Origin of the sequence: Paraburkholderia sp. 35.1 (genome assembly GCF_050436525.1) — a bacterium.
Classification (GTDB): domain Bacteria; phylum Pseudomonadota; class Gammaproteobacteria; order Burkholderiales; family Burkholderiaceae; genus Paraburkholderia; species Paraburkholderia tuberum.
In genome coordinates this window covers 1085822-1109449 of the sequence record NZ_JBNDMJ010000003.1, presented here as the reverse complement: position 1 = coordinate 1109449, position 23628 = coordinate 1085822, and the positions used below count along the sequence as shown (strand labels likewise).

The 23628-nt window shown below is 60.9% G+C and carries 20 protein-coding genes, 2 tRNA genes and 3 pseudogenes; 15 read left to right on the top strand and 10 right to left on the bottom strand.

Features of this window, described 5'->3' with window-relative positions:
• Positions 1-11 precede the first annotated feature (11 nt).
• Complete coding sequence (locus tag OKW27_RS25160) at positions 12-905, bottom strand: alpha/beta fold hydrolase (protein ID WP_429335198.1); 894 nt, start codon at positions 903-905, stop codon at positions 12-14.
• A 673-nt stretch (positions 906-1578) separates the two neighbouring features.
• Between OKW27_RS25160 and OKW27_RS25155 the strand changes: the two genes are divergently transcribed.
• From OKW27_RS25155 to catB, 6 genes and pseudogenes are all read left to right on the top strand, one after another.
• Positions 1579-2844, top strand: coding sequence for a glycosyltransferase family 87 protein (locus OKW27_RS25155; protein WP_429335197.1), 1266 nt, complete (start codon positions 1579-1581; stop codon positions 2842-2844).
• Between the two features lie 479 nt (positions 2845-3323).
• Positions 3324-4216 (top strand): annotated as a pseudogene (locus tag OKW27_RS25150) (IS30 family transposase).
• Between the two features lie 179 nt (positions 4217-4395).
• A complete protein-coding gene (locus OKW27_RS25145) occupies positions 4396-6129 on the top strand; it encodes a methyl-accepting chemotaxis protein (RefSeq protein ID WP_429335196.1) in 1734 nt (577 codons plus the stop codon).
• Positions 6130-6142: 13 nt separating this feature from the next.
• On the top strand, positions 6143-6418 hold the full coding sequence (locus OKW27_RS25140; RefSeq protein ID WP_090801524.1) for a hypothetical protein: 276 nt from the start codon (positions 6143-6145) through the stop codon (positions 6416-6418).
• 556 nt (positions 6419-6974) lie between these two features.
• Positions 6975-7526, top strand: coding sequence for a GNAT family N-acetyltransferase (locus OKW27_RS25135; RefSeq protein ID WP_090801523.1), 552 nt, complete (start codon positions 6975-6977; stop codon positions 7524-7526).
• Positions 7527-7672: 146 nt separating this feature from the next.
• On the top strand, positions 7673-8314 hold the full coding sequence (gene catB / locus OKW27_RS25130) for a type B chloramphenicol O-acetyltransferase (protein ID WP_090801522.1): 642 nt from the start codon (positions 7673-7675) through the stop codon (positions 8312-8314).
• Positions 8315-8411: 97 nt separating this feature from the next.
• Here catB and OKW27_RS25125 read toward each other — a convergent pair whose 3' ends face one another.
• Together OKW27_RS25125 and OKW27_RS25120 are read right to left on the bottom strand one after the other, a co-directional pair.
• Positions 8412-8945 (bottom strand): GNAT family N-acetyltransferase, encoded by a 534-nt coding sequence (locus OKW27_RS25125; protein ID WP_429335195.1) that lies wholly within the window; start codon positions 8943-8945, stop codon positions 8412-8414.
• Positions 8946-9037: 92 nt separating this feature from the next.
• Positions 9038-9410 (bottom strand): annotated as a pseudogene (locus tag OKW27_RS25120) (integrase); the annotation flags it as partial.
• 227 nt (positions 9411-9637) lie between these two features.
• Between OKW27_RS25120 and OKW27_RS25115 the strand changes: the two are divergent.
• Both OKW27_RS25115 and OKW27_RS25110 read left to right on the top strand, forming a co-directional pair.
• A complete protein-coding gene (locus OKW27_RS25115; RefSeq protein WP_429335194.1) occupies positions 9638-11401 on the top strand; it encodes a serine hydrolase in 1764 nt (587 codons plus the stop codon).
• Between the two features lie 251 nt (positions 11402-11652).
• Positions 11653-12654, top strand: a complete 1002-nt coding sequence (locus tag OKW27_RS25110) for a hypothetical protein (RefSeq protein ID WP_429335193.1) — start codon at positions 11653-11655, stop codon at positions 12652-12654.
• Here OKW27_RS25110 and OKW27_RS25105 read toward each other — a convergent pair.
• Positions 12613-13131 (bottom strand): sensor histidine kinase, encoded by a 519-nt coding sequence (locus tag OKW27_RS25105; RefSeq protein ID WP_429336595.1) that lies wholly within the window; start codon positions 13129-13131, stop codon positions 12613-12615. The genes OKW27_RS25110 and OKW27_RS25105 overlap by 42 nt on opposite strands.
• On the opposite strand from OKW27_RS25105, the gene OKW27_RS25100 reads away from it, so the two are divergent.
• Positions 13078-13386: a hypothetical protein gene (locus OKW27_RS25100; protein WP_429336649.1), complete on the top strand. Its 309-nt coding sequence runs from the start codon at positions 13078-13080 to the stop codon at positions 13384-13386. The genes OKW27_RS25105 and OKW27_RS25100 overlap by 54 nt on opposite strands.
• Positions 13387-13550: 164 nt before the next feature.
• On the opposite strand, the gene OKW27_RS25095 is transcribed toward OKW27_RS25100, so the two are convergent.
• Complete coding sequence (locus OKW27_RS25095) at positions 13551-14405, bottom strand: PA4780 family RIO1-like protein kinase (protein WP_429336594.1); 855 nt, start codon at positions 14403-14405, stop codon at positions 13551-13553.
• 631 nt (positions 14406-15036) lie between these two features.
• Here OKW27_RS25095 and OKW27_RS25090 point away from each other — a divergent pair.
• Positions 15037-15813, top strand: coding sequence for a hypothetical protein (locus OKW27_RS25090; protein ID WP_429335192.1), 777 nt, complete (start codon positions 15037-15039; stop codon positions 15811-15813).
• 9 nt (positions 15814-15822) lie between these two features.
• The gene (locus OKW27_RS25085; protein ID WP_429335191.1) at positions 15823-16242 is read left to right on the top strand and encodes a DUF4279 domain-containing protein; all 420 of its coding nucleotides are present in this window, start codon (positions 15823-15825) and stop codon (positions 16240-16242) included.
• Positions 16243-16520: 278 nt separating this feature from the next.
• On the opposite strand, the pseudogene OKW27_RS25080 reads toward OKW27_RS25085, so the two are convergent.
• The 3 genes and pseudogenes from OKW27_RS25080 to hemN all read right to left on the bottom strand — a co-directional run.
• Positions 16521-16854: pseudogene (locus OKW27_RS25080) on the bottom strand (Arm DNA-binding domain-containing protein); the annotation flags it as partial.
• 182 nt (positions 16855-17036) lie between these two features.
• Positions 17037-17121: transfer RNA gene (locus OKW27_RS25075), tRNA-Leu, on the bottom strand.
• Positions 17122-17245: 124 nt separating this feature from the next.
• Positions 17246-18631, bottom strand: coding sequence for an oxygen-independent coproporphyrinogen III oxidase (gene hemN, locus OKW27_RS25070; protein WP_429335190.1), 1386 nt, complete (start codon positions 18629-18631; stop codon positions 17246-17248).
• Positions 18632-18809: 178 nt separating this feature from the next.
• On the opposite strand from hemN, the gene OKW27_RS25065 reads away from it, so the two are divergent.
• From OKW27_RS25065 to OKW27_RS25055, 3 genes are all read left to right on the top strand, one after another.
• Positions 18810-19112 (top strand): YkgJ family cysteine cluster protein, encoded by a 303-nt coding sequence (locus tag OKW27_RS25065; protein ID WP_429335189.1) that lies wholly within the window; start codon positions 18810-18812, stop codon positions 19110-19112.
• Positions 19113-19196: 84 nt separating this feature from the next.
• Complete coding sequence (locus OKW27_RS25060; RefSeq protein ID WP_090801507.1) at positions 19197-19790, top strand: DUF1439 domain-containing protein; 594 nt, start codon at positions 19197-19199, stop codon at positions 19788-19790.
• Between the two features lie 90 nt (positions 19791-19880).
• Positions 19881-20717 (top strand): undecaprenyl-diphosphate phosphatase, encoded by an 837-nt coding sequence (locus OKW27_RS25055; protein ID WP_090801505.1) that lies wholly within the window; start codon positions 19881-19883, stop codon positions 20715-20717.
• Positions 20718-20788: 71 nt separating this feature from the next.
• On the opposite strand, the gene trmB is transcribed toward OKW27_RS25055, so the two are convergent.
• On the bottom strand, positions 20789-21595 hold the full coding sequence (trmB, locus tag OKW27_RS25050) for a tRNA (guanosine(46)-N7)-methyltransferase TrmB (RefSeq protein ID WP_429335188.1): 807 nt from the start codon (positions 21593-21595) through the stop codon (positions 20789-20791).
• A gap of 126 nt (positions 21596-21721) precedes the next feature.
• Positions 21722-21795: transfer RNA gene (locus tag OKW27_RS25045), tRNA-Gly, on the bottom strand.
• Positions 21796-22019: 224 nt separating this feature from the next.
• Here OKW27_RS25045 and OKW27_RS25040 point away from each other — a divergent pair.
• Entirely contained in the window at positions 22020-23603 is a 1584-nt protein-coding gene (locus OKW27_RS25040) for a methyl-accepting chemotaxis protein (protein WP_429335187.1), read from the top strand.
• Positions 23604-23628 lie beyond the last annotated feature (25 nt).

The window sequence follows — 23628 nt, the reverse complement described above, 5'->3', positions numbered from 1 at the left end:
GAGCCGCCGGCTTACTGCTGCTGCCGGCTCAACTCGCGCGCCGCGTGATCGATCGCCTCCGCTACCGCCCCGGCGTGCGACACCGGCGCGAGATGGCTCGACGCGATCGGCACCACCTTCGCGCCGATGCGCGCGGCGATCATTCTCTGCAGATCGGGCGACACCGCGTGGTCTTTCGTCGTCAGCACGTACCACGATGGTTTGTCCTTCCAGCCGACCTGATCGACCGGTTCGTCGAATGCGCTCGCGGCGATCGGCACCTGCGCGGCGGCGAGCACGCGTGTGACGGTCTCGGGCACGTCGGCGGCGAGATCGGCGTGATAGCGTGCGCGGTCGATCCACAAGAACCCGTTCGCGTCCTTGCTGATGCTCTGGCCGGCCGGCATCGGCCCGCCGGCCTTCATCACGTCCATCGCCGATTCGTGCAGTTGCGGCGCAAGCGCGGCGACATACACGAGCCCGGCGACGTTCGGCGCGTTCGCGGCGACCTCGGTGATCACGACGCCGCCCCACGAGTGCCCGACCAGCAGCACCGGACCGTTCTCGCGATCGAGCACGCGGCGGGTCGCGGCGACGTCGTCGGCGAGCGAGGTCAGCGGGTTCTGCACCGAGCTCACGTGATAACCCTTTTGCTGCAGCTTCGCGACCACGCCGTTCCAGCTCGATCCGTCGACGAACGCGCCATGCACGAGCACGATGTTGCGCACCGGGCCGCCGAGCGCGGCGGCAGGCGGCTTGCTGGCAGTAGCGGGGGCAGGCGCTGGCGCAGGCTGGCCGCTTGCCTGCGACGCGGCGTCATCGGCCGGTTGCTGGGCGGCGGGCACCGTCTGCGCGAGCGCGGACGGACTGACGCCCGCGAAACAGAGGCACAACGCGGCGGCGCAAAGCAGACGTTTGGGCAACATAGTGAAGCTCCGCGGCGTGAAAAGTGGACTTCGGCAACATACCCGGGCGCGATCCCCGTGACAATCACAATCCGCGCGCTTGAGTGCGGCGCAGAACGAAGCGGGCGGCTCCGAATGTCAGAGGAATATCGGTCGGGTAAAGTTAGCGGTTTCGCCAGACCGGACCGTACGGTCAGCCGTGCAATCTGCCACAGCGCTGCCTTCGACAGCGTTCCACGCCCAGCGGCGACATGCGGCGAACACAGGGGCGCTGACGCCGGGCTTGTCGATCTCGGTGTGGCTGGTGCCGGCATGGCTCGTGCTGATGTGGGGCGGCTACGTGATCAAGCGACGCCGCGAGGTTGCGCGCGCTGGTATGGGGGGCCGCGAGCCGATAAGCGCCGATCGGCGCGACGCGTGGTATTCCGCGGCGAACACGGCGATTCGCCGCCGACGAACGATCTTCGCGCGCCGAAGTTCCCGACATTGGTCGGTCTCGTGTGGGCGAGCGCACAGATCGATTTTTGCGAATCGGTAATCTCTGTCCGGTCGTCCGGCACGAAACCGGCATGGCTGGCCATGCCGGCCATCCCCGGACCATACCGGCGACATGGTCTGCTGGTACGCCCCCGCTAGCGCGGGTCTCATGGGCGCAGCAACTCCCACGTTGATTGACGTACCGCGGAGAGACACCATGTTCAACGCAGGCGCCGTACGGACCAGGTCGAACTTCGGCGCGGGTGCCGCGCTCCTTTTGCTGATTGCGGTAGCCTGCCTCGCGCTGCGTATCCTTCACGTCGTCGCGAAGTTTCGTGGCAACGTCCCTGACGCCTTCGGCGATTTCAATTTCTACCTGTACGCCTTCAACGTCGTGCTGCATGACCCGGCGCGCCTGTACGATCACGACGCGCTCATCGCGTTTTTGCAGGGCATCGGCGCGCGCTCGACGGGCGACGACATCTTCTACGCCTACCCGCCGCAGTTCGCGCTGGTGTTTGCGCCGCTCGCGCTGCTGACGCCGCTCGCCGCGAAAATCGTCTGGGCGAGTGCGTCGATCGTGTTGTTCTCGGTGGCTTTGTATCTCGTCGTCACGATGGCGTACCGCGGCACGGAGCGCAGCGTGAATCTGCTGCTGGTGGCGGTCGCGCTGCTGAGCTTTCCGCTCGTCGAAGATACCTACGACGGCCAATCGAACGAACTGCTGTTCTTCCTGTTGATTGCGACCTTCGCGCTGATCGAGCGTGGCAAAGGTTATGCCGCTGGACTCTTTCTTGGCTTTGCGATCGCGATCAAGCTCACGCCCGTGGCCGTCGCCGGCCTGCTGTTGCTGCGTCGCGAATGGCGGACGTTCGTGATGGCGAGCGTCGTTGCGATTGCGTTGACGCTGATCACCGGAGCGCGCCTCGGCTTCGACGTTTTGTGGCACTACTTCGTGTCGGACATGCCGCGCCTGAACGGCATGGCACTGGCGATGAGCGGTGGCGGGGCGCCGATGAACAATGCCGTGAGGGGCGCGCTGCAGACGCTATCGGCGACGATCGGCATGCCGGTGTCCGGTACGTTGCTGTCGATTGCTTCGCATGCGTTGGTGCTGGCTGCTTGCCTGCTGTCCGCGTATCTGGTGTTTCGCCGCCATCGGGACAGCCGCATCGACTACGCGCTCGCGTCGATGACGATGCTCGTGGCTTATCCGATCCTCGAGCCGATCCACATGGTGCTCGCGTTGATCCCGTTGCTGATTTTGCTGGGGACCGCCTTCGAAGCGCGCGGCGGGCAACTGTCGGCGCTCGGTCCGAGACTGGAAATGCTGCTGGCCGCGATCGTCGTAGTCTTGCTGTTCTTTGCGGCGCGATTCGTGTCCTACACGGTCGCGGCGCTGATCATTTACGGGCTCTGTGTCGCAAGGTACTTTCCACCGTCGGGAGTGAGGCGGCGAGGGCGTGCTTACCAGCCTGGATGAATGATCCCGGTGTGGCTAAAGGGTTCGTGATGGGAGATGCGACTGGCGATGTCTTCCGGACGATTGGGAATCGGGAAGATTGTTTGATGGCAGGGCCGGAATGAAAAGCCCCCTGCTATCGCTTTGCTTGAGCGGGTTTGAGGAATTTTGCCGGTACGGATACCACCAAAAATACCACCGGGCGTGCGTATTTGCCGGAATGAGCGAGCGAAAGCTTATCGGCGAACCGGGCATATTACAGTCGGGCGAGTTCGACCCGTTCCAGCCCTTCGGCGAATTTTTGAGAACGTCTTCATCCCATTCAAAAGCGGCCGTTCCGGCTCGCTCAAAGGGGCGAGGCCCGACTTGGGCCGATCAATGGTCGGTCCCGCCCGGACGATCCGTGGCCGAGTGTGGCGAGGATGGCATTGGTGAGTTCGAGCATCGCCGAATGATATTCCGCGGGCAAGCATTTGAGTGCGGAAGAACGCGCGGCGATCATGATCGAACATCGAAAGGGCGGCAGCATAAGAACTATTGCGGGGCTGCTGGTGCGCAGCGCTTCGACGTCGTCGGCGCTGTGTGCGGCCGCGCAAGTTGATCGAAGGCAGCGCGCTTTATCGGCATGTGCATGATCGCTTGATCTACTGGCGCTGGTCGTCGCAGCAAATCGCTGCGAAACTGCGGGCCATGTATCCGGACGACCCAAGTCAGCACGTCAGCCACGAGACGGTCTACGCTGCCATTTACACCTATGCACGTGGCTCGCTGAAACCGGCCATGATCGCAGCCTTGCGCCAGGAAAAACCGGCGCGCGAAAATCGGCGCACGACGCTTGCTGGCGGCAGCTATGTTCCCGAGGATTTGCGCATCCAATATCGCCCCGAGCAGATCGAGCAACGGTTGTTGCCGGGGCACTGGGAGGGCGACTTCATCGAGGGTGCGTTTAATCGTTCCGCCGTGGGCACGCTGGTCGAACGCAAGACGCGCTTCGTGATTCTGTGCCGCATGGATGGCTGTACGGCCAAGGATGCGCTGGAAGGCTTCTCGCGGCAAATGAAGAAGTTGCCGGCCTTTCTTCGCGAGAGCCTGCCCTACGATCGGGGAACGGAAATGGCCTGCCATGTCGAGCCTCTCCAGGCGGCTCAATATCGATATCTGGTTTGCTGATCCGCACGCGCCCTGGCAGCGCGGCAGCAATGAGAACAGCAACGGCTTGCTGCGTCAGTTTCTGCCAAAGGGCACGGGCCTTTCGACGCTCTCGCAGACCCAACTCAATGACATCGCCAAATTGCTCAACGGGCGGCCTCGCCAGACGCTCGGCTGGGACTCCCCCGAGGAAGCAATGGCTAAAGAGTTAGAGAAAGCTGGATTAGCTAAACGTTGCACTTGACTCTTGAGACCGCCAAGAGTCCTGCCGCAGCAAGGCTCACCAGTGCGTCCGTCATGGCGATCGCGAAACGTTCAGAAACTCTTAAGTATTGTGCAGTTCAGTCGATAACCGGTAAACGAATGTTGCATGAACGTTATTAGATGCAACATATGATGTCAACCAGTCCTACGGAGAAAAACATGGGAGTACGGACACTGAACGCCAATCTGCGGGCCATGATGGCCTTATTGATTCTTGGCCTTCTGGCGGTCGCAGGTACCGAGTCAGGGCTCAACAGGATGTCACTAATGGAGGGACGCAAAGTCGCCCTGCAACAAGAGGTCGAGACTGCAATGAGCGCCGCTGAGCGCTGGAAGCAGCTAGCTGATTCAGGCGCCATCTCGCAGTCGGACGCGAAATCCAATGCAATTTCGGAGCTTAGGGCGATGCGATATGGTGCCGATGGCAGCGGTTATTTTGGAATCTACGACTCGAACGCGGTCAGAATCCTGAATCCGACAAACCCAAAACTCGAGAATCAGAGCGCCGCCGGCTCGACTGATCCGAACGGGAAGCACGTCGCACTCGAGGTCATAAGAAGCAATGACCCAGGAGCGAATCACCTGACGCAGTATCAATGGCCACATCCCGGGCAGACGAAACCGGTTGATAAGCTGGTGTACAGCGCCTATCTGCCGACGTGGGACTGGCATGTATATACAGGTGCCTACGTTGACGATATTGACACAACGTTTGAACGCGACCTGATAAAAGGCTTGGCTTCCGTAATTTTAGTTGGTTTCTTGCTGTCGGGAGTCATGCTGCTACTCATGCGCAGCGTGAGTCGCTCACTTGGTGGAGACCCCGCAGTTGCAGCGGCTGTCGCACAGGAAATTGCGAGAGGTAATCTCCTGGTCGACGTCAAGGTACCGTTCTCGGGTGGCGTTAGTCTCATGGGCTCGCTCGCTGAAATGCGGGACAGGCTGACGGCCATCGTGCAGGGCATCAAGACCTCCAGCGAGTCGATCTCGGTCGCCGCAGGCGAAATCGCGCAGGGCACCACCGATCTGTCGCAGCGCACGGAAGAGCAGGCCGCGTCCCTCGAGGAAACCGCCTCGAGCATGGAAGAGCTGACGGCAACGGTCCGCCAGAACGCCGACAACGCGAAGCAGGCGACCGCGCTGGCCAGTACGGCGTCGGGTATCGCGCAACGCGGCGGGGAAGTGATCGGACGCGTGGTCGAGACGATGCACGGGATCTCCGACAGCTCAGCCAAGGTGACCGAGATCATCAGCGTGATTGAAGGCATCGCGTTCCAGACCAACATCCTCGCGCTCAATGCCGCGGTCGAGGCGGCCCGCGCCGGCGAACAGGGGCGGGGTTTTGCCGTCGTGGCCGGCGAGGTCCGCACGCTCGCTCAGCGCAGCGCCACGGCGGCCAAAGAGATTAAGGAGTTGATCGGCGAATCGGTGACCCGGGTAGATGCCGGCTCGAAGCTCGTTGAGGAAGCTGGTAGCACGATTAAGGAAATTGTTCAGTCGGTGCAGCGCGTGACCGACATCATGAGCGAGATCGCGGCAGCATCGGAAGAACAGAGCACCGGCATCGGGCAGGTCAATACCGCCGTCACCCAGATGGACGAGGCGACCCAGCAGAACGCCGCGCTGGTCGAGGAAGCCTCGGCAGCGGCGCAATCGATGGCCCAGCAGGCCCAAGGGTTGCGTGACGCAGTGGCCGTCTTCAAGGTCGACGACGGGAGGGCATCCGCGTCACGAGTGATTGCCCCGCCGAGCGAACCGCGTCGGCCGGCACCGAAGGTTCGCACGTCCCATCCTGCCGCGTTGACAAGGCGAGAGACGGCGCCCCTCACTACCCCGAAGAGGAACACACTGGCTTCGTCCGGCACCAGTGCTGAGGACTGGCAGGCATTCTGAGCGGATCTGAAAATTGGACCATGCGAACGACGCATTCGAACGAATCAGCAGGCTCGTGACCGCCAACACGAAGACCGTGAGCGCGCTTGTCGCGCGGGCGATGGTCCTGGGCAGGTTTCTCGATGCAGCCTTGCCCCACCTGACGACGTTACAGCGCGCCGGGATCGCCGGGTCATTCTGGCAGGGCATTGAAGAGGCCATGTCACTGATGGACGATGTGCCCCTGCCCGCCGACTCCTCTCAAGTTCCGGCGTGGCCCTCTGAAGCCGGAATCTTTAGCCGACCCTAACCCGGTCGACTTTTTTCGACCGCATCGGTCCGCATGAGCGCATGCACACGAGCGAACCGCGCGTTGGTGTGAGAAGCGATAACCATTTTTGTCTGGAAGTGACTTCCAGCGATACCCAAACCGCTTTAGCGGCTAACTCGCCATTGCGGAAGCACTGGCATGGCGAGAAGCACAGGGACGGCTGTTCCAGCGGACGGCGCTATCGGCCAGAATGGCCATCGAAATCTGAGCCGCCGCGCACAGTGCTTGAAAATGAAGCCGGCTCGTCCGACGAATCGTCGGTCGCCTTTGCTTCGCCAAGTGGCGACTCGTCGCTCATCAGCAGACGTTCGCCATTCGACTGCGAAGGAGCGTTCGTGGCCGAACCTTGCCAATCGTTGTGCGATCGACAAGTGTCGTGTCATCACCGGCAGCACGCGACCCGTAAGCGACAGAGGTAAATCGCGAAAGTGGCTGCACAAAGGCTGTGCCGCCACGCGGTTCGATGCGTGCGGTTGTTGGCTCTCGGCCCACATGCTCTAATGGGGTCATCTATTTCCGGTGCCCCGCCCCCGTCATGCCATTATTCGAGCCCGTCACGCTGACTACCCCACGCCTCGTTCTGCGGCCGCTTCGTCATGAAGACGCGCAACCACTGTTCGCGATCTGGTCGGACGCGGATGCGATGCGCTATTTTTCGTTTCCGGCGATGACGTCCCTGGATCAGGCAACGGATCGAGTCGCACGTAAATTGAAGACGTCAGCTGGCGGCCAGGACTTCATCTGTGCAGTCGAGTTGCAGACAACCGGCGAAGTGCTCGGTGATTGCGCTCTCTTTCATGCAGACGAGCAATGCCGACGCGCGGAGATAGGCTTTGGTCTGCAACGCAAGCATTGGGGAAACGGATATATGAGTGAGGCGGTTTCCGCGCTGATCGAGCACGCGTTCGGCACGCTGAATTTACGCCGGATTGAGGCGGATATCGACCCACGAAATGTAGCCTCGGCGCTTCTTCTCGAACGGCTCGGATTTGTCCGCGAAGGGTTGTTGCGTGATCGCTGGATAGTTGGCGATGAGGTGTCGGATAGCGCGCTGTACGGGCTGCTCGAAAGTGATCGTCGGGCGTAGATGGCCACTCGCTGACGCCAGGATGTGAACTTGACGCTGCGCCGTGAGCGACCGGAATTCTCTCTGATTGTCGCGAATTTACGCAGCGGCTCGTAACCTGCGTGCTCGAACGATAAACGCGCCCCAGACTACAGCGTGGTCCCTTTATGAAGAATTACTTCGACAGCCCCTTCAAGGGGAAGCCGCTTTCAGAGCAGGTAACCAATCCCAACATCATCGTGGGGCGTTACAGCTACTACTCTGGCTACTATCACGGACACTCCTTTGATGACTGTGCGCGCTACCTGTTGCCAGACCGCACAGGTGTCGACCGGCTGATCATCGGTAGCTTCTGCTCTATCGGAAGTGGTGCGACGTTCATGATGGCGGGCAACCAGGGGCACCGGAACGATTGGGTAACCACATTTCCCTTCTTCTACATGACGGAAGAACCGGCGTTTGCTGACGCCTGCGATGCATTCGAACCCGCCGGCGATACCGTTGTCGGGAATGACGTCTGGATCGGTTCCGAAGCGATGATCATGCCAGGTGTTCACATCGGTCACGGTGCCGTGATCGGGAGTTGCGCCGTTGTCACGAAGGACGTTGAACCCTATACGATCATCGGAGGGAATCCGGCAAAGCCGATCCGAAAGCGCTTTTCGGACGATGAGATCGGGATGCTCCTCGAGATGAACTGGTGGGACTGGCCGCTGGACGAGATCGGCAAGTCGATGAAGTTGCTCTGTGCCACGGATATCGCAGCATTGTATGAACGCTGGAGCAGCTCATCGTTATCGGGTCGCTAACACTCGCGTCGACCGACACGCACGCAGTTGACGATCTGGGCGTTGACCTTGACTGACCGATCTTGGCCGACGGAAGCCAGTCCACAGGCAGAATCGCCTATACCTCGCTTGCGACTGGCTGGCGAGGAATTCTGTAAACCACAGACTTGTACTTTGGCGTCGCGCGGCTTTCCACAATGACGCCGCCTAGCGATTCGGCGATGCGCCGGCTGGGACGATTCTCTTCGGCAACCGGATAGGTAAAGCTTTCACAACCAATGGTTCGCGTTGCCCAGTGCGCAACAAGGGTCACAGCTTCACAGCCAAACCCATTTCGATGACGATCTTCACGAATCCAGATACCGAGTTCCGGGCTCTCGGTGCGGACGCGGTGAAGCCCGGCTAACCCAAGGAAACTCCCGTCGGTGCGTTGACGTATCGCGAACACATAGTCTGACCCATCGTCAATCGACGGTACCCAGGACCGCCAAACACCATCAAAATCCTGCCGGGATGCAGGCGGCTCCCACGCCATGTGACGGGTGAGCGAAGGGGTGATGAACGAGAACGCAGCATCCGCGTCGTTGGCCGAGAACGGTTTGATCAAGAGCCGGGTTGATTCAATTTGGATTTCTGTCGGCCGCAGCATCATCTCAAGTCTTCCGTCGAGGTTTGACTATATTCACCGATTGTCGACGAATCAGAAACGTGTGTCGAATGTCTCATCCTGACCGGACAGCGTGCGTGTATTCGCCCCGGGACCAGGAAATCTGAAGGACACAGAGCTGCTGCCTTGATCCAGTTTCCCACGCTATGCCGCGTTTGCTCGGTGATCTCGAATTGCACCGGCCGCTGCGTTTTCTGTTGCATAACGGTCGCCCGGAGCGCTACGTGTGCCCAGACAGACATCGCGGACTCGAAGTTTTGTCAGGTCGCACGCTTGAAGTTTGCTGTCGATCGCCAGATTGAACATCGTCAGATCACGGGTTTTCGCCCCCAATTGCAGGCGAATCCGAATGGCCCAAATCTCGTTGAGCTTCAGCGGCGACTTCTGCCCGGTTAGCTTGTCATTGTTCCACGGCACGCGCGGCACGTTGCCGACGATGATCGCGTCCATTTCGACTCTCCTTTCAAGTGAAGAGAAAATCAGTCTGCGCCAACCTCGATGGGCGATACCCGACCCACAAGGGTCGTTCAATTTTCTCCATAACGGCCGTTCGTTCAGGAACGCAGTCGTGGCATTAGCGATTCACTAATCGAATGCTTTTTATTGTTCCCTGTAGAATTTCTTGCGGTTTTTGACTTGCTCCAGTCTTCACTGACCTTCGAATCAAAGGACGGTAGATGCTAAGCGATCTGGGCGATTTCGACGATTACATAGAAGCACAGGTGCATGAATGGAATGCACCCGGCATAGGCGTCTGTATTGTGAAAGACGAAAAAGTCATCTTCACGAGAGGCTACGGTTATCGTGACTATGCAAACAGACTGCCGTTTTTATCGTCAACTTTGTTTCCTATCGCATCGAACACCAAGTTATTTACGGCCATTGCCGCCGGAATTCTAGTCGAAAAGGGCGTGCTGACCTTCGATCAGCCGATCCGCGATGTTGTCCCGAGTTTGCGCTTTTACGACAAGTCGCTCGATGCCGCGGTGACACTAGGCGATATGCTCGGTCATCGTACCGGCGTGCCCCGGTACGACATGATCCTGCATAGAGCCGAGTTCTCAAAAAAGGAACTATTCGACCGGATCCGATTCATGAAGCCTATCGCTCCATTTCGATCGAAGCTTATCTACAACAATATGATGTACGAGGCTGTGGGCCACATCATCGAGTTGCTAAGCGGCAAGTCGTGGGATCAATTCGTCCGCGACGAGGTTCTGAGTCCTGTGGGTATGCCCCAGACTGCTTTCACCGTTGCCGACATGCTGGCTCATCCGAATCACGCGGTACCGTTCACGGAGAGGCGCGATAGTGAGGCGCTCTGGCAGACACCGTATCCGGAGTTGAACTGGTCGAGTCCAGCGGGGAGCATCGTCTCTAGCCTCGATGATATGAGTCGCTGGCTGGCCGTGTTGATGAACAACGGGGTGATGGCTGGAAAGAAGGTGATTCCGGAGCAGATACTGCAGGCTACTTTGGCGCCTGGGCTCGCATTTCCGGACCCGCTGGGCGACGTCCTTGGTTTTGAGCCGGAGATTAATTCAATCTATGGGATGGGCCGGCAAACCTCTTCGTATCGGGGACATCTGCTTGCGAGTCATGGCGGCGATCTCCGCGCCTTCCATTCGCAGGTCTCGTATTTACCGCGCGAGAAATTGGGCGTAGTCGTGTTCGTGATCGGGGACCACTGCTCGATGCTGCGTAATGCCGTCGGCTACAACGTCTACGACCGCCTGCTGGGACTGGGTGAGTCGAGTTCGATGGACGCATTGCGCGAGTTCCATTTGAAAGCAAAGCAGAACATGCGCGAGTCGCGCGAACGGGTAAGGCCAAGCGCAATTCCAGACACGCGGCCCTCACACGATCTCGCAGACTACGTGGGTCGCTACGAGCATCCTGCCTACGGGCAACTACATATCTCACTCAACGATTTTCAGCTTCAGTTTCGTTTCCGTCAAACGAAGCTGCCATTGCATCATTACCACTACGACCGGTTCGATACCGACGATGACGAGGCCGAAGGTGCGTGGTCCATGTCGTTTCTGACCAGTCCACTCGGCGATATCGACCGCGTCAGTTTGTGGCTCGACGCGACGGATGCCGTGTTCGTCCGGATTCCGGACGCGCCTGCGCCAGGTGTGCTCAAGCAGCTTACCGGCACGTACCAGGCTGCTTTCGGCGCCAGGTGCGCGATCAAGCTGCGGCGCGACAACCAGCTCATGCTGCACTTTCCAGAGGCTCCTGCGGAAGTTTTAACTCCGCTCAAGGGTCTTCAGTTTCGCAACCCGAAATGGCCACAAAGGACATTCGAGTTCGTGATGGAAAACGGGCGCGTGGCCGCATTGAGGCACTGGAACTCGGTCGCCGAGTTCGTTTTGACTCGGGTCGAGAATGCTGATTCCGCCGATACGATGGAGCATGAAGAGCCGATCGCCGATTAAACCGGGCGGCCCATCATCATCGACAGGAGCTGTATTGGGGAATGCACTGGCGGGTGAGATCGGGAGGGCGCGTTCGAGCTGACTTCCGCTTAAGGCATCCGGCTCACGTCGACCCACAAGGGAAGGTCGCGTTGATTGGACCCAGACACCCAACCAAATGCCTCACGCAGAACCCTGTCGCCTGTCCGACCGTCATAAATGCTTGGTCAACGATTCGTAACGTTCGCCGCCAGAGTGATGGAGCCCACACGATGACAATAGCTGCAAGTCCGATTGATCCGATCGCCGCTATTCTTGACGCTTTCAAATCCCACGATGTCGTCGCGCTTTGCGACGGCGGCCACGGCTGTGAGCAAGCATATGCTTTTCGGGTTTCGCTGATCCGGGACCCGCGATTTGCTTACATCGTGAACGACATCGTAGTTGAAAGTGGCAATTCTCTTTATCAGGAGATGATGGACCGGTTCGTTGCGGGGGATGACGTACCCGAAAATCAACTCCGCCAAGCTTGGCAAAACACCACGCAGCCCCACGATGTGTGGGATCGTCCTGTCTTTGAAGGGCTTTTTCGTGAAGTCCGCGATGTGAATGCCTCGCTCCCTAAAGACCGTCAGATTCGCATCTTGTTAGGCGATCCGCCGATAGATTGGTCGAAAATCAATAGCGCCGACGATCTCGATAAGGCTTGGAAAGCCATGGGCGACCGCAACACCTGTGCGGTTGAAATTATCCAACGTGAAGTGCTGGCCAGGCAGCGCCGCGCTTTGGTCGTCTATGGCGGCATGCACCTTTTGCGCAAGAACCTGTACTGGCAATTGAAATTCCCAGAGAAGGCAGAGCAACGATTCAACCCGTTGCCGAATACCATCGTTTCGTTGCTGGAAAGCCAAGGCGTCAAAGTCTATTCTGTTTGGACCCCGGTGTTTGGTGATCCGGCGACTTTACAGTCCGACGTCAGCTCCTGGCTGACGCCAAGTCTTGCGCTCATTTTCGGCACTCCGCTCGGAGAGGCGAGCTTTCGATCGTATTATCCGCACGCCATGTTCACTAGGCACGACGACGTCATGGTGGAGATATATGTCGATCCTGTCCGCTCTCCTGTGATGCAGGAGCAGTTCGACGCCATCCTTTATCTTGGGCCGCCTTCCGAGTTAACCTGGAGTGAACTCTCTCCCGCGCTGTCCTCTGATCCGGCATACATCAAAATGCGGTCAGACAGGCTCGCATGGGCCCGCATTGGTGACGGTCGCTAACGGGCCGATGGCTGTTAGCCGACCCACTATCCATATCACGCCCCGAGTCAGCTTTTTGAGTACAGCGGCCGTTCGACGCACGGGACCGGCTTGGCGAGCGATCTGGAATGGCATGACGAAGCGCAACAAGCTCCCGGCGTGAAACTCCGGGGCGCAAGGCCGTTCCGGGCAGAGCACGTGCGACGGAAAACGGGGGATCTGGACCGTGAAGGTCGTCCTGCCGTCTTTCGACCCGGCCTGTATGGTGCCGTTGTGCGCATGTGCGATGCACCGGCTGATGTAAAGGCCCAGGCCCATACTCGAGGAGGGTCCACTTTGCCTCGGCGGGCGGCTGGCCCGTGTCAATGGATCAAAGAGCGTCGGCAGGGCGGCCGCTGGTATCGGGTTGCCTTCGTTCGACACGACGAGAGTCAACTGCCCACCATGACCGAGAGCATCCACGCTTATATTCCCTGCACCGTGCTGGACTGCGTTCACAAGCAGGTTAATCAGCAGTTGGCCGATGCGGGCGCGGTCCCACTTGCCGGCAGTCTCGCCCGTCACGCGCACGTCGATCCGTGCATCCGGATACGAAGCGCGTACCTCATCTGCCGCATCGTTGCAGATACGCCCGATGTCCCGCGACGTGAAGTCACTGGAAGCGCGTCGCCCAGGCGGGTACGCGTGAAGAAGAGAAGATCGTCAATCATCCGCCTTCATGCGCACGGCGCCGTGTTGCGCGATCGCCACTGACATGGACGGATTTGCGGTGGCGCGGCAAGCGAACGCGACGCTCGGTCCAGCGACGGAAACTGGCCGAACTCGACTATTCTGACGGTGCGCAACCGGTTCCCGGTGCAACATTCGTCGAAGACCTTGTTTCGGGGCACCTTTCGGGGTACATCGAGCACGGGTTATCAGTTCGCGCTCAGTTCCTGCTGTCGCCGCACTCGCGCGTCTTCGTCAAGACGTGTCTCTTCGAGTTCCTGCAGCACGCTGTCGAGGTCGACTGGTCGCGTGTCGAGCTCGATGCGGCCGGTCAGTTTGACATCGACTTTCAGCTCGCCTGCTTCGAACAGCGCCCAGATCTCCGTTCCGTAATCCGCGCCGAGAATTTGCGGTGCAAACCGTCCGAAGTACGCAGCGAGGTTGTCGACGTCACGCTTGAGCATCGAGGCGGCTTCGTTGTTGGCGGCGGCGTCGATGGCCTGAGGCAGATCGATGATCACCGGTCCATCAGCCGCCAGCAGGATGTTGTATTCGGACAGATCGCCGTGAATCACACCCGCGCAGAGCATGCGGACAACCTGGTTGAGCAGCAGGGCGTGCAGTTCAAGGGCGCGCGCTTCAGTCAGATTGACGTCGTTGAGGCGTGGCGCGACGTCACCCGTTGCGTCGACCACCAGTTCCATCAGTAACACCCCATCGGTACAGATATAGGGTTGCGGCACTCGCACGCCCCCGTCGGCAAGTCGGAACAGTGCGTCGACTTCGGCGTTTTGCCACAACTCCTCCTGCATCTGGCGCCCATAGCGAGTACCTTTTTCCATCGCACGCGCCTGCCGGCTGTTCTTGACCTTGCGGCCGTCCCGATACGATGCGGCTTGCCGGAAACTGCGCTGCTTCGCGTCCTTGTAGACCTTTGCACACCGCATCGAGTCGCCGCTGCGCACGACGTAGACGGTTGCTTCCTTGCCGCTCATCAACTGGCCGATCACTTCGTCGATGAGTCCTTCGTCAAGAAGCGGTGCAAGCCGTTTGGGTATTTTCATACGACCGACCAGTGCGGCTCGTGGCGCGTGCGTTCGAAATGCGTGGAAGGCGAATGGGTCGCCGAGGTGTGCGGAATCGGCGAACCGATGAATCGCGTGGGCGGTTCCGCTCGTCGGGTTGCTGCGTGGGGAGTGGAGGGAGTCATGCCGGATTATAAAGGGAGCGAGGGGGCGGCGACTCAAATCAAATTTCCTGGCGACTGCGCAGATGCATTGTCGCCGCTCCTGGCCGCTGGCTACTTGCCATGACGGGCAGCGCCCGACCCACAACGGGCATTCGACTTTCTCCAAAGCGGCAACGGTTGCGCAGGTGTCGATTTTTGGTCTCTTCGAGGATGCACTCGCGGACGTACGCGCCGTATTGGCGCGAACAGCGGCTTCGGGCGAACGATCTGCTGCGCGAGTGCCGCCAGCGGCTGGAAAGGTCATAGACCAGCGGTACGGTCGCTGCCCGCGAGCATCCGCGCTACGGGCGCGAAAAACCGCAATGTTCCTGCGGGCGCTTTTTTCCGTTTCATCGAGAGCCGTGGAGACTTTGGGCTGTCGCCCATGTACGGACTGCCTGTCGCACGGTAATTATCTGACTGCTGTCAACCCCGGCAGCGACTTCAGATAGACCATCGACACGCCTATGTCCCTGTCCGTATTTGAAATGCACTCCGTGGAGCTGTTCTGCCAGCGGCCACCGGGTGCCTGTTATGTCATCTGCGACGAATGGCACTATAAAGCGTGTTTCGGCAAGGCCGCAGACCTTCAGAGGGCCAGTGCGGAGACCCGGGAATTTCTTGCTATCGCCGCACTGAATCGCAGGAAGTGGGAGGAGGACCGGAAGCTGGTCAGGAATCTCATTGGCCGCAACTGGCTGTTTTTTCATAGCGTACGGGACCGCAACCCTGACACCGATGGCTGGTGGGTCATCCTTGCTCTTCTCGAAGAGGTTCGCCTGGGTAACCTGCTTGCCATTAAAGGTCCGCGTAATGGCCTGTTTTCGTCACCCTACAGCAGCACGCCGTTAAGGAATCCCGTAGCGAGGACCGGCAGTCACCCGAACGGCGAACCTGTGCTGTCTGTCCAGTATGATCCGGCCACCTGGCAAACCCGGCTGAACGCCGCGCGCGCAGCCAGGGCTGGCGATAGAGGCGCATCAACGCTGCTCGGCGACGCGCAGCCGTTTGAGTATGTGCCTGATGCGTTGAGCGGCGATGTCGTTGAACTCGCCGCGAGCACCAATAACCCACGCTATGCCGCCAAGATGCTTGGATACGATCAAAACACGTTCAGCGACATGCTTCACGCTATGAAGCAGTACAACAAATTGCGCGGCGACAACAACGTAATCTGGCATGACGATGGAGACGTGGAATTTCACGGCTTGATTATCGACAACATGCACAGTTGGGCACCCTAAAGGAATGTTATGGTAACGACCCATCAACTTGCACATGCTTCTTTTAATATCTACCAGGACGTGGAGCGGCCCGAATTCTGGACAAACTATTTTGGCGTTGAACCGGACATGCAGAGTGTTCGGGGGCAATTCCGCACTACACCATCTGGGCGCACTAGCAAGTACCCCGCTCGAATTGGTGTATGGAGTGTGGATAGCAAGGGGCATGTTCAGAGTAATATTCTTGCGCCTCACCTTCGCTATCTTGTCGAACGCTTGGCATTGCCCCGATCAGACCTGCCCGAATTGCTCAAGCGCACTGGCGCACAGATGCGCTTCTTCTGCTATTGGGACAACGAGAGCGGCGACCGCGTGCCTGATGTGCCCGACGATATTCGCACCATGATGGAAGCCATGGGCGGCACGGTTGAGATTGATGAATATCGATAGAGCCTCGCTCGAATGCACAAGCCGATCCTCGCGAGTCGGCTTTTTTGTGCGAGCTTGTAAGGCACAGCGCGAGTGTTATGGGCCGCACTTCTGAATTAATCCTCTATGCGCAAACATGCACGGCCCACGCTTCCATCATCGGGCGGCGCTGTTCCAAATGGTTGTCACGCTGAGGTAGTCAGGCGACCGTCCCGCCTTTGATCGGAATGACTTCGGCGCCGGCCTTGATCCGGTCAAGGTAATCGGCCCAGCGATATCGACTCGCTTTCAACGGACTGACCGCGCTCTTCCATCCAGGCGAGCGCAACGGCTTCGAATGAATTGGCAGCAGCAAGGCGGGCGGCGCGTTTCCCGGCCTTTTTGGCTTCCCCCGGATCAATGTTTTGCTGCCAGTTTTTCGCGGGCGTCGTCCCGACGCTTGCGGGCATCGGCAAGGGGCACGTCTGGATAGACGCCAAGTGCGAGGCTCTTTTCCTTTCCGGCAAAACGGTACTTGAAAATCCATTGCTTGCTGCCCGTTGGCGTGACAAGCAGCAGGCCGCCACCGTCGTACAGCTTCTGCTGTTTTTCACCCGGCTTCGTGTTACGGATCGTGACATCGGTCAGCGCCATGTTTGCGTCTCCGGTTGTCGCGCCGCTGCTGGGGGCGTTTTCCATCCGACGGGCGCTTGAATCGTGGCAACCCCCGAAATGACCCTCTGGTGGGGGTTTGGAGACTACAGCAAACAAAAGCCCCGCTCAGCGATAGCTGTCGGGGCTTCGTGATGAACCGTTGAAACCGGTTGAAGAGTGTTTGGTGCCCAGGGCCGGAATCGAACCGGCACGCCTTGCGGCGGGGGATTTTGAGTCCCCTGCGTCTACCAATTTCACCACCTGGGCAGATACTGCAGCGCGCTGCATCGGGAGTTCAGCGCGCGAGGAAGACGCAGATTATGGCCGAAAATCGGTAGACGGGCAAGTCGATTGCCTTCACCCGCCACAGCGCGTTCGCGGCGAGCGGTGCTCAGACCGTGCGCGAGAATCGTGTGAGCGTCTGCTCGCCCAGATAGCGGTCAAATACCATCGCGAGATTGCGCACGAGCATGCGGCCGGCCATTCGCACTTCGAGCTTGCGTGCGCCGAGCGAGATCAGCCCGTCGTCCTCGAATGAACGCAGACGCGCGAGTTCCGGCGCGAACGTGTCGGCGAAGTGGATGCCGTACGCCGCTTCGAATTCGTCGAAGCGCAGTTCGAGGTTGCACATCAGCTGCGTGATCACGTCGCGCCGCAGACGGTCGTCGGCGGACAGGCGGATGCCGCGCGCGATCGCGAGCCGGCCCGCATCGATCGAGTCGGTGTAAGCGGGCAGCTCTCGCGCGTTCTGCGCGTACACGTCGCCGACCTTGCCGATCGACGAGGCGCCAAAACCGATCAGATCGCACTCGGCCCGCGTGCTATAGCCCTGGAAATTGCGATGCAGCGTGCGCTGCGCCTGCGCGCGAGCGAGCTCGTCGGTGGGCAGCGCGAAGTGATCCATGCCGATGTACACATAGCCCGCTTCAGTCAGCCGTTCGACGACCCGTTGCAGCAGAGCCAGCCGCTCCTCGCTCGACGGCAGCGTCGCGGGATCCATCTGGCGCTGCATCTTGAAGAGCCGCGGCATGTGCGCATACGCGAACACCGACAGCCGGTCCGGCGCCAGTTCGAGCATCGTGTCGAGCGTGCGGCTGAAGCTCGCGACGGTTTGATGCGGCAGCCCGTAAATCAGATCGACGCCGATCGAATGAAAACCGTACGCGCGCGCCGCCTGCATCACCGATGCGGTCATCTCGAACGGCTGGATGCGATTGATCGCCTGCTGCACGCGCGGATCGAAGTCCTGCACGCCCAGGCTCAGCCGGTTGAAGCCGAGGCGGCGCAGAAACGCGACCGTGTCGGGCGACGCCTCGCGCGGATCGACCTCGATCGAATATTCGGCTCGATCGTCGGACAGAAGTTTGAAGTGCTCGCGCGTCGCGGCCATCAGCTCGGCCATCTCGTCATGCGACAAAAACGTCGGCGTGCCGCCGCCCCAATGCAATTGCGAGACGGGCCGCTGCGTATCGAAACACGCGGCCTGCAAACCGATTTCGCGTTTGAGCCGCTCAAGGTACGGGCGCGCATGCGCGCGATTTCTGGTCACGACCTTGTTGCAGCCGCAGTAGAAGCACACGGTGTCGCAAAACGGAATGTGGAAGTACAGAGACAGATCGGTCGACGCGGCACCCGGGTCGGCGGCGGCGCGGTGATAGTCGGTGGTGTCGAACGATTCGCGGAACTGCGGCGCGGTCGGATAGGACGTATACCGGGGACCGTTCGCGCTGTAGCGCGCGAGCAGGTCGGGGCGGAACAGGGCGTCGGTTTGGGACATGAGCGGTGTCGGACGGTGGGCGGCTCTCGCAGCGTGCCGCGTGTCATGGTCAGTCAGCAGCTTCGAGTTTACGTGCGTGCCCGCGGCACCCGATTGTGTAAAAAGGTCACACGGACAGGCAGTGGCACAATGCGGGTCTGGCAATACGTTGCCAAGGTTTGAGTTCAGGAAAGATGACGTGGATCAAAGGTTGAACAGTGCATGGGTGGACGCTCACGCGTGCCGTCCCGATTGCGGCGCGTGCTGTATCGCGCCGTCGATTTCGAGCCCGATTCCAGGCATGCCGAACGGCAAGCCGGCGGGCGTGCGCTGCGTGCAACTCGGCGACGATCTGCGCTGCGCGATCTTCGGCCGGCCGGAGCGGCCCGCATGCTGCTCGGGTCTGCAGCCGCAACTCGAGATGTGCGGCGCGAATCGCGGCGAAGCGCTCGGGTGGCTCACGCAACTCGAGGCGCAAACACAACCGGCATCCCATCCATGACGCACGGCATGTGGTAAACGCCGTCGCTGACCACACCCGTCAACGCAAGCCGATGTCCGCAAGGGCTTCCACAGGAGATTTCGCATGACTCGACCCGCAGCGCCGGCCCGGCGCCGCTTTCTGCGCGCTGCGCTGACCGGCTGCAGCGTGCTTGGCATCACTGTGTCGCTCGCGGCTTGCGCGAGCCCGACGTTTCCGTTCATGCCGTCGCACTACACGTTCTCGCAGAAGCAGGTGCAGGAGGCCGTGCAGCGCAAGTTCCCGTATCAGCGCACGGTGTCGCAGGTGTTCGATGTCGCGCTGAGCAATCCGGTGGTGGGCATGCTGCCCGATGCGAACCGCGTGCAGGTGAAGCTCGACGCGCGTTTCGCGAGTCCGTTCCTGCGGCAACCGGTCGATGGCGTGTTCACGCTGTCGAGTGAACTTGCATACGACGCGGCGAGCCGTTCGGTGATCCTCAAGTCGCCGAGTGTCGACAACGTCAGCGTGAGCGGCGAGGCGCAGATGTACACGCAGCAGATCAACGCGGCCGCGGCGCTGCTCGCGACCCAATTGCTGACCAACTATCCGATCTACACGTTCAAGCCCGAGCAACTGCAATTTGCCGGCGTCAACTACGAACCCGGTACAATCACGATCCTTACAAACGGCATACGCGTGCAGATCGTCGAAAGATGACTGGCACGAGCGGCCACGTGGGCCGCGCATGCCAGTCATGACCGTGCGGGCCCATTTCGTTGTGACAACCTACCGCGATAAGGGGCACGGATGGATTGGTTACTGGCTTGCAAGGCGCTGATTCTCGGCGTGGTCGAGGGTTTGACGGAGTTCTTGCCGGTGTCGAGCACCGGGCATTTGATTGTCGTCGGCAGTCTGCTGGATTTCTCCGACGAGCACGCGAAGACCTTCGATGTCGTGATCCAGCTCGGCGCGATTCTCGCCGTGTGCTGGGAGTTTCGCCGCCGCATCGGCAACGTGATCGTGGGGCTGCCGAGCCGGCCCGAGGCGCGCCGCTTCGCGCTGAACGTGATCATTGCGACGATTCCGGCAGTCGTGCTCGGCCTGCTGTTCGAGAAGTCGATCAAGGAGGCGCTGTTTTCACCGGTGCCGGTCGCGTTTGCGCTGGTCGCGGGTGGCGTCGTGATCCTGTGGGCGGAGGCGCGCCAGCGCGCGCGCGGCGACGCGGCGGTGCGGGTGCGCAGCATCGACGATCTGAGCCCGCTCGATGCGTTGAGAGTCGGCCTCGCACAGTGCTTCGCGCTGATTCCGGGGACCTCGCGCTCGGGCTCGACGATCATCGGCGGCATGCTGTTCGGCATCGAGCGCCGCGCCGCGACCGAGTTTTCATTCTTTCTCGCGATTCCGATCATCTTCGGCGCGACGGCCTACGAGCTGTACAAGGACTGGCACCTGCTCACCACCGATGCGCTCGGCAGCTTCGCGCTCGGCTTCGCGGCCGCGTTCGTCAGTGCGTTCGTCTGCATCCGCTGGCTGCTGCGCTATGTCGCGTCGCACGACTTCACGGTGTTCGCGTGGTATCGGATCGGCTTTGGCCTGCTGATCCTGCTGATCGGTTATAGCGGCGGGTTGAGCTGGGCCGATTGAGATTTGCCGTGCGATGAAAAAAGGTCCGCGTATGTGCGGACCTTTTTTCGTTGGCTTGCCGTCTCGTCGCGTTACGCGGCGCCGCGCTTGCGGAACACGAGGTCCCACACGCCGTGGCCGAGCCGCAGGCCGCGCCGTTCGAACTTCGTCACCGGACGATAGTCGGGCCGCGGCGCGTAGGTGTCGGCGGTGTTTTCGAGCCGCGGATCGGCGCCGAGCACTTCGAGCATCTGTTCGGCGTAGTTCTGCCAGTCGGTCGCGCAATGCAGATACGCATCCGGCTTCAGACGCGACACGAGCAGGGCGACGAACTTCGGCTGGATCAGCCGGCGCTTGTGATGGCGCGCCTTGTGCCACGGGTCGGGGAAAAAGATGTGCACGCCGTCGAGGCTGTCGGGCGCGATCATGTGCTCGAGCACTTCGACCGCGTCGTGCTGGATGATGCGGATGTTCGTCAGCGACTGCTCGCCGATCAGCTTCAGCAACGCGCCGACGCCGGGCTCGTGGACTTCGACGCCCAGGAAGTCGTCGGAGGGACGGTGCGCGGCGATCTCCGCGGTGGTGGCGCCCATGCCGAAGCCGATCTCGAGCACGCGCGGCGCTTCGCGGCCGAACACGCCGGTCCAGTCGGGTTGTTGTGGTGCATAGGGCACGACGAAGCGCGGGCCGAACTCATCGAGCGCGCGGCGCTGGCCGGTCGACACGCGACCCGCGCGCGTGACGAAGCTGCGGATGCGGCGGTGATGAAGCGTATCTGCCGGCGTTGCACCCGGCGTGCCGTCGACGTCGTTCGTCTCGTTGCCGGCGGGCTGGTCGGCTGCGCTCGTGGGGGTCGGGGCGTCGTCCGGGAGACCGGAGTCGTTTGGATCGTGGATCATCGTCGATGCTGCTGCAAGGGTGGGGGCTGCGCGGCTTGCGCGCTGTGCCGGGCCGTTGCTACTACAAAAAAGCCGCCTTCAGGGAGGCGGCTCTTGCTGGATTCCGCTGAACACTCAGCGGGAAAGTGGAGCGGGCGATGGGAATCGAACCCACGGCTCTAGCTTGGGAAGCTAGGGTATTACCATTATACGACGCCCGCAGAACTCGCGATTTTACAGGCTTTTGGGCCGTTTGGGCAGGGGTATGGCTCGCGCGCACGAGCAGCCGACCCGTCTTTTCGCTTCTGCGGTTCGAACGGCGCGAGCCTTCAGACTTTGTCTGCGCCTGCCGTTAATCCGAATACTGCCCAACACCGTGCGCTTGCGCTCCCGCAAGCCGGCACAAACCCGGCGCTTCCCATCCCGATCAAGAGATCTTCCCAAGATGCAGTGGCTTTCCAATCTGAAACTGAGCCAGAAGCTTGTCGGCTCCTTGATGCTGTGCGCGTTCGTAACGGCCATCGTCGGCACGGTCGGTGTGCTGAAGGTGCGCGAAGTCGCGACGATGCAAACCGAAATGTACGACCGCGAATTCGTGCCTGTGCGCGACGACGGCACCGCCGCGTGGCAGGCGGCTTCGCACTTCCGGCGCCTCTATTCGTACATCCTGAATCCGGAGCCGGCAGGCCGCGCCGATACGGTGCGCCTGAATCACGGCGGTGAAGCGGCGATCCTGTCGGCATTCGACTACGAGCGCAAGCACGCGACCACCGACGCGCAGAAGCAATTGCTGAGCGACTTCGACGCCGCCTATCCGGCCTATATGGGTTCGGTCGCGAAGGTGATGGCGCTGGCCGATCAGGGCGATCAGACCGGCGCGCTCGCCGAGCTCAAATCGACCACCGACCCGCTGCACGTCAAGCTGCGCACGCTGATGATCAAGCTGTCCGACGTGCGGGACGAGTTGGCCAGGCAGCGTGTCGCGAACGGCGTCGAGATGGTTCGCTCGGTGACGTGGTGGATCGCGAGCTGCGCGGTCGTCGGCGTCGCGGTTGCGATCGGCCTAGGGCTGCTGGTGACGCGCGCGGTCGTGCGGCAGATCGGCGGCGAACCGGCCGAAGTCGCGAAGGTCGTCGAGCAGATCGCGGGCGGCGACTTGAGCCAGCGACTGCACACCGGCGCCGCCGACGACGGCAGCATCTTGCGCGCGGTCGCGCACATGCAGGAGCGTCTCGCGGCGACGATCGGTTCGATTCGCGAAAGCGCCGAGTCGGTCAGCATCGCTTCGCAGCAGATCGCGAGCGGCAACATCGATCTGTCCGCTCGCACCGAAGAGCAGGCCGCTTCGCTCGAACAGACCGCGGCGAGCATGTCGGAATTGACGCAGACCGTCACCCGCAACAGCGACAACGCGCGCAACGCGAGCGCGCTCGCGACTGAGGCGGCACAGGTCGCCAACACCGGCAACACTGCCGTCGAGGGCATGGTGCGCACCATCGGTGATATCAGCGGCAGTTCGACGAAAATCTCGGAGATCACCGGCGTGATCGAGGGCATTGCATTCCAAACCAATATTCTCGCGTTGAACGCGGCGGTCGAGGCCGCGCGCGCGGGCGAGCAGGGGCGCGGTTTCGCGGTGGTCGCGAGCGAGGTGCGCAACCTCGCGCAGCGCTCGGCGAGCGCGGCCAAGGAGATCAAGGAGATGATCACGACGTCGGTCGCGATCATCGAAGGCGGCACGCAGCAGGCAGCCGAAGTCAGCACGACGATGGCGGATATCAAGGCCGCGATTCATCGCGTGTCGGATATCGTCAGCGAGATCGCAACGGCCTCCGAAGAGCAGAACCGCAGCATTCACCAGGTCGGCCAGGCCGTCACGCAGATGGACGAGACCACGCAGCGGAACGCGGCGCTCGTCGAACAGGCCGCGGCGGCCGCGCAATCGCTCGAGACGCAGGCGCGCAAGATGAAGCAGACGGTGTCGGTGTTCCGGACGGGGGAGAGCCGCGGTTTCGCGGCAGCCGTGTAGAAGCCGCGCCGACTCAAGTGGCCGC